General features: G+C 37.9%; 4 protein-coding genes and 1 rRNA gene. 4 read left to right on the top strand and 1 reads right to left on the bottom strand.

The window, feature by feature from the left end:
- Positions 1-10 precede the first annotated feature (10 nt).
- The 4 genes from rrf (at position 11) to asnB (ending at position 5,318) form a co-directional block, all read left to right on the top strand.
- A 5S ribosomal RNA gene (gene rrf, locus BFJ97_RS22370) occupies positions 11-126 on the top strand.
- Positions 127-437: 311 nt separating this feature from the next.
- Positions 438-1,901, top strand: a complete 1,464-nt coding sequence (guaB, locus tag BFJ97_RS22365; protein WP_068986815.1) for an IMP dehydrogenase — start codon at positions 438-440, stop codon at positions 1,899-1,901.
- A 143-nt stretch (positions 1,902-2,044) separates the two neighbouring features.
- Positions 2,045-3,376 (top strand): D-alanyl-D-alanine carboxypeptidase family protein, encoded by a 1,332-nt coding sequence (locus BFJ97_RS22360; RefSeq protein ID WP_083227133.1) that lies wholly within the window; start codon positions 2,045-2,047, stop codon positions 3,374-3,376.
- Between the two features lie 103 nt (positions 3,377-3,479).
- A complete protein-coding gene (asnB, locus tag BFJ97_RS22355; protein ID WP_068986814.1) occupies positions 3,480-5,318 on the top strand; it encodes an asparagine synthase (glutamine-hydrolyzing) in 1,839 nt (612 codons plus the stop codon).
- A gap of 16 nt (positions 5,319-5,334) precedes the next feature.
- On the opposite strand, the gene BFJ97_RS22350 is transcribed toward asnB, so the two are convergent.
- Positions 5,335-6,753, bottom strand: a complete 1,419-nt coding sequence (locus tag BFJ97_RS22350; RefSeq protein WP_083227134.1) for a PLP-dependent aminotransferase family protein — start codon at positions 6,751-6,753, stop codon at positions 5,335-5,337.
- Positions 6,754-6,758 lie beyond the last annotated feature (5 nt).

Genomic DNA, 6,758 nt, shown 5'->3' with positions numbered 1-6,758 from the left:
TTTAAAATAGTCTAGTGATGATGGCAAAGAGGTCACACCCGTTCCCATACCGAACACGGAAGTTAAGCTCTTTAGCGCCGATGGTAGTTGGGGGCTTCCCCCTGTGAGAGTAGGACGTCGCTAGGCAAAGAAAACAGTCAGCTGTGTGCTGGCTGTTTTTTTATTTTTTATGAAAATCATTAATAATTTATCAATAATTTTGCAAAACTTGCTTAAAATTAAGATAAGACGGATTTTAGCTAATGTTTATATACTAATTGAAGAAAGAAAATTGAAAAGGCCTCATTTTTGTCCATGTGAAAGGGGACGAAAGACTATTATAATTACTACCTCGAAAAATCTGAATTGTCTTTCTTTTATAAGTTTCTTGACAGTAGCCTAGCTCGTTGTTAATCTTACAATTAATATTCTTTTCACTATAGGAGGAAGTTACGAAAATGTGGGAAACTAAATTTGCCAAAGAAGGTTTAACTTTTGATGATGTATTATTAGTACCAGCTCATTCAGAAGTATTACCGAAAGATGTTGATTTATCAGTTCAACTAACACCGAAGATTAAATTAAATATTCCAATGGTCAGTGCGGGCATGGATACAGTTACAGAATCTAAAATGGCAATTGCTATGGCACGTCAAGGTGGTATCGGTATTATCCATAAGAACATGGGTATTGATGAGCAAGCTGAGCAAGTAGAAAAAGTAAAACGTTCTGAAAATGGTGTTATTACAAACCCATTCTTCTTAACTCCGACTCACCAAGTTTTTGATGCTGAACATTTAATGGGCAAATACCGAATTTCGGGTGTACCAATTGTTGATAGTATGGAAAACCAAAAGCTAGTTGGGATCATTACAAACCGTGACTTACGTTTTATTTCTGACTATTCTTTAAAAATTGAAGACGTTATGACAAAAGAAGATTTGATTACAGCTCCTGTTGGAACGACTTTAGAGGATGCTGAAAAGATTCTTCAACAATATAAAATCGAAAAGCTACCAATTGTAGATGAAGAAGGTAAATTAACTGGATTAATCACAATTAAGGATATCGAAAAAGTAATTGAGTTCCCTAACGCTGCAAAAGACATACACGGTCGTTTATTAGTAGGGGCAGCAGTTGGTGTTTCAAAAGATACGATGCTACGTATTGAGAAGCTTGTTGAAGCACAAGTAGATATCGTAGTAATCGATACAGCACACGGTCATTCTGAGGGAGTATTACAAACAATTCGCTCTATCCGTGAATCATATCCAGAGCTAGAAATTATCGCTGGTAACGTGGCAACAGGTGAAGGTGCACGCGCATTATTTGAAGCTGGTGCAGATGTAGTGAAAGTTGGTATTGGACCAGGTTCTATCTGTACTACACGCGTAGTAGCTGGTGTAGGTGTACCACAAATTACAGCTGTTTACGATTGTGCGACAGTAGCCCGTGAGCTTGGTAAAACAATTATTGCTGATGGAGGCATTAAATACTCTGGAGACATTGTAAAAGCTCTTGCAGCAGGTGGTAACGTTGTAATGCTTGGTTCACTTCTTGCAGGTACTTCTGAATCTCCTGGCGAAACTGAAATCTTCCAAGGTCGTCGTTTCAAAGTTTACCGTGGTATGGGTTCAATTGGGGCTATGGAAAAGGGTTCAAAAGATCGTTATTTCCAAGAAGATGCGAAAAAATTAGTACCAGAAGGTATTGAGGGCCGTCTTCCATACAAAGGACCTCTAGCAGATACAATTTATCAACTAATCGGTGGTATTCGTGCAGGTATGGGCTATTGCGGATCACCAAACCTTGAGTTCTTACGTGAAAATGCTCAGTTTGTTCGAATGACAGGTGCAGGTCTACGTGAATCACATCCACATGATGTACAAATCACAAAAGAATCACCAAATTATTCGATGTAATATATTACTAGCAACTTTTATGCTCTCGAATCGTCTACAAAGATGGCGCGAGAGCATTTTTTTTATGGTAGAGAGTGCGCACGGAAGTAACTTTCTATGATAAAATGTCGAGGACAAGATTATTTTTTTGGAGGGCTTTAAAGGTGAAAAAGACAATGAACACAGTTATCCGCTTGCTCCTAATTCCTGTTTTGTTATTTAGTGTTTTGGCAGCTGTTCCTGCGAAGGCACATGCAGAAACAGATTTAGGATTAAAAGTGGATGCTGCGATTTTAATTGACGCAGATTCAGGTAAAATTTTATATGAACAAAATGCAGATACATCACTAGGTATTGCGAGTATGACAAAAATGATGACTGAATACTTGTTATTGGACGCAATTGATGCAGGTACAGTTAAGTGGGATCAGGAATATCATGTAACTGATTATACGTATAAATTGTCTCAAGATCGTGCGTTAAGTAATGTACCATTACGTAGAGATGGGACTTATACAATTCGTGAATTGTATGAGGCGATGGCTATTTATTCTGCAAATGCTGCTGCAGTGGCTATTGCGGAAACAATTGCAGGCACTGAAACTGAATTTCTAAAGCTAATGAATAAAAAAGCAGAAAAACTTGGTCTTACAGACTATAAATTCGTAAACTCTACTGGTCTTAACAATGCAAATTTATTTGGCATGCACCCAGCCGGTACTGGACCAAATGATGAAAACGTAATGCCTGCTAAATCTGTAGCAAAATTAGCATATCATTTACTAAAAGATCATCCAGAGGTATTAGAAACGTCTAAAATTGCAGAAAAGACGTTCCGTGAAGGTACCGATGATAGAATTGAAATGAGAAACTGGAACGATATGTTACCTGGATTAGCGAATCAATATCAAGGCGTTGACGGGTTAAAAACAGGTACAACAGACTTTGCTGGACATTGCTTTACAGGTACTGCAGAGCGCAATGGTACACGTTTAATTTCTGTTGTTATGAAAGCTGTAGATGAAAATGGACAGGGTACAAAAAAAGCTCGCTTTGATGAAACAGCTAAATTATTTAACTATGGCTTCTCACAATTCTCGAAACAAGAATTTGTTCCAGCAAACTATACGTTTAAAGATCAAGAAACAGTAAAAGTTACGAAAGGTAAAGAAAAGAATGTAGCGATTGCTGTTAAAGAACCAGTTTCATTTATGGTCAAGTCATCTGAGAAAGACTTATATAAACCTAAACTAGTATTAGATAAAAAGAGTATTGAAGCAGAGGTCAAGAAGGATACACCTGTCGGAAAGGTAGTTATTGAGCGCTCAGAAGGCACAGATTACGGTTTTATTGACGGTAAGGAACTTTCAGCTGATGTTGTCACTACAGAGGCTGTAGAGCGTGCTAATGGTATCTCGCTATTCTTCCAAGGTGTTGGTAGCTTCTTCGGTAACTTATGGAGTGGTATTACCGACTTTGTTGGTGGCTTATTTTAATAACTAATGGATAGAACACGTAGATGTTTTCAAACATCTCGTGTTCTTTTCACGTTTTCACACTTTACTGCATACGCTAATAGGCGAAAGGATGTGTGGCTAAATGTGTGGTATTACTGGATGGGCTAGCTTTCAAAAGGATTTAAGAACAAGTGATAGAATTCTGAAGTTAATGACGCAAATGTTAAATAAACGAGGGCCTGATGATGAAAATATTTGGTGTAGTGAGCATATTGCATTTGGCCATCGACGGTTAGCCGTCATCGATTTAATCGGTGGGAAGCAGCCAATGAAAAAAGTACATGATGGTGCAAACTATGTCATTACATACAATGGCGAGCTTTATAATACAGAAGAATTACGGAAAGAGCTTCAAAATCGAGGGCATGTTTTTACAACTCATTCAGATACGGAAGTGTTATTAACTGCTTATATTGAATGGAAAGAGCAGTGTGTAGATTTTTTAAATGGGATTTTCGCTTTTGGTGTATGGGATGAACAATCGCAATCTCTTTTTTTATGCCGGGATCGACTAGGCGTAAAGCCTTTGTTTTATACAGAGCTACAAGACGGCCTGCTTTTTGCATCAGAGGTGAAAGCATTATTAGCTCATCCATTGATGAAAACAACCGTTAATATAGAAGGGCTAGCTAATATTATGGCTTTAGGACCATCTAGAACGCCCGGAAAGTCACTTTTTCAAAATATTAATGAGTTACGTCCAGGATATGCAATGCGTTTCTCTAGAGAGGGTATACGACTTTGGCAGTATTGGAAGTTGCAGAGTAAACGGCATGAAGAGCCATTAGAAGAAACAATCGATCATGTCCGTTTTTTGCTAACGGATGCTATTGAACGACAGCTTGTTTCAGACGTACCGATTTGTACATTTCTTTCAGGTGGTTTAGATTCCAGCATCATTACTGGAATTGCAGCAAACATGTTTCAGCAACAAAACAAAGGCACACTTCATACGTACTCTATAGACTATGAGGATAATGAGCGTTTCTTTAATCCACATGCTTTTCAAACATCGACAGACACGTATTGGATTCAAAAAATGACAGATACCTTTAGTACAACACATCATACTGAGGAAATTTCTCAGCAGCAATTAATCGATTTGTTAGTAGAGTCTGTCATTGTTAGAGATTCACCAGGGATGGCGGATGTAGATTCATCATTACTATGGTTTTGTCGAGAAATAAAAAGGGACTTTACCGTTGCGCTATCTGGTGAATGTGCGGATGAAATTTTCGGTGGATACCCATGGTTTACAGAAGTGGCTACAGGTTTCCCTTGGATTCGTTCGCTGTCTGAAAGGTCTACAATGTTACAAGATCGGTGGCGTAAGAAATTAGCTGTTGAATCTTATGCACAACAGGTATATTTGCAAACGATTGCTGAAGTACCCTATCTTGATGGAGAAAGTATTGAGGAAGTAAGGCAACGTGAAATGTTTTATTTGAATATGGTATGGTTTATGCAAACATTGCTGGAACGAAAAGACCGTATGAGCATGGGAGCGAGTCTTGAAGTTCGTGTTCCATTTGCAGATCATCGCCTTGTGGAATATGCGTGGAATATTCCTTGGGAAATGAAAAATTTAGGTGGTATGGAAAAGGGGTTGCTTCGTAAAGCAATGCAACACTTATTGCCAGAAGAAGTTTTATATCGAAAAAAGAACCCGTATCCTAAAACTTATCATCCAGTTTATACAGCAGGCGTTCAAAAATGGCTAAGAGAAATAGTGAAGGATAAAAGTTCGATTCTTCATGAATTATTTGAACGGCAGAAGCTAATCGAGCTAATTGAATCTGGTGGCAGTTCTTTCAAAGTTCCATGGTATGGACAATTAATGGCAGGCCCACAGCTTTTAGCTTACCTGGGGCAAATTCATACATGGTTTAAGCATTATAATATCCAATTGATTGAATCATGATCAAAAGAAACACCTATCAATTTGATGGGTGTTTCTTCTGTATATCCCAACAGTCCATTAGCTTTTCGATAAACGCTTCTATTTCATCTACAGGTATACTTCCAAAACCTAGTAAAAATTGAGCGTGTGAGGCTGTGGAGTGATCCAGGCGATAATCAGATAATGGATAAATCCCGATATCTGCATTGGAGGCAAGCTGCTGTAATTGCTTTTCCGATAAAGCATGTTGTACATCAAGTAAAATATGCATGCCTGCTTGCTCTCCAGTAATTTTAATTTGATTAGAATAGTTTTCTAAAATTGAAGTGAGTTTTTCATGCTTTTTTCGATAAATTTTCCTCATTCGATTTAAATGCTTTGCAAAATGACCATCACGCATAAAATTAGCTACGATATGTTGATCGAAGCGAGGCACTGTTGATGAATAGTAATTAAATACATCATTATAAGTAGCAAGTAATTTTGGTGGAAGTACAAAATAAGCTACACGCAAGGATGGCATTAACGATTTTGTAAAGGTACTCATATAAATTACTTTATCGTTTCGATCTAATGCATGAAGTGCAGGAATTGGTTTTCCAGTATAGCGAAATTCGGAATCGTAATCATCTTCTATAATGTAACGAGAGGAGCTTTGTGCGGCCCATTTTAAAGCCTGTGCACGTCTCGTTGCTGATAATACTGCTCCTGTTGGGAATTGATGTGATGGCGTGATATAAACAACGTCTGCGCTAGTTTTTTCGAGCTCATGAATGACAATTCCTTCATCATCGACCGCAATTGGATAGACTTTTCGTTTATGTTGGGAAAACATACGATGCACAGCTGGATAGCCTGGATTTTCAAGCGCAAAGCAAGTGTCGTCATTAAAAAGTCGTAAAATCATTGGAAGAAGTTGTTCTGTTCCGGAGCCAATAACAATTTGCTCAGGACTACAAACAACTCCACGTGATTGAAATAAATAATTAGCAATCTCGGTACGTAAAGATCGTTCTCCTTGAGGCTCACCTGTTAATAATAATTCCTTTGAGGCGTTGTCAAAGAGCTCTTTCGCATATTTCCGCCATGTTTGAAAAGGGAAGGCATCGATATCGATGGAACCAGGATTAAAATCTATCTTGTGCGATTTTTTCTTAGGTTGTTCGTTTAAGGAAGCTACTGTGTCCTGTTGAATATACGGAAGCTCGTCAATTTCCTCTACAAAATAACCAACTCGTGATTTTGACATAATATAGCCTTCTGCAAGTAGCTGTGCATACGCAATTTCTATTGTTGTTTGAGAAATATTCAAAAAATCGGATAATTTTCTTTTTGATGGTAATTTTTCTCCTACTGCTATTTTCTTTGTAATAATAGCCTCTTTAATGCCGCTATAAAGCTGATCATAGAGCGGTTTTTCACCATTTTTTTCTAGTTGAAATAATAGCATGTCCACGTCCA

This window comes from Lysinibacillus xylanilyticus (assembly GCF_001708185.1).
Classification (GTDB): Bacteria; Bacillota; Bacilli; order Bacillales_A; family Planococcaceae; genus Lysinibacillus; species Lysinibacillus xylanilyticus_A.
This window is presented reverse-complemented; position numbering and strand designations above follow the sequence as displayed.

Bases quoted from the DNA above. Each gene is read 5' to 3' on its own strand.
- guaB (WP_068986815.1), top strand. From the start codon at position 438: ATGTGGGAAACTAAATTTGCCAAAGAAGGTTTAACTTTTGATGATGTA.
- asnB (WP_068986814.1), top strand. From the start codon at position 3,480: ATGTGTGGTATTACTGGATGGGCTAGCTTTCAAAAGGATTTAAGAACA.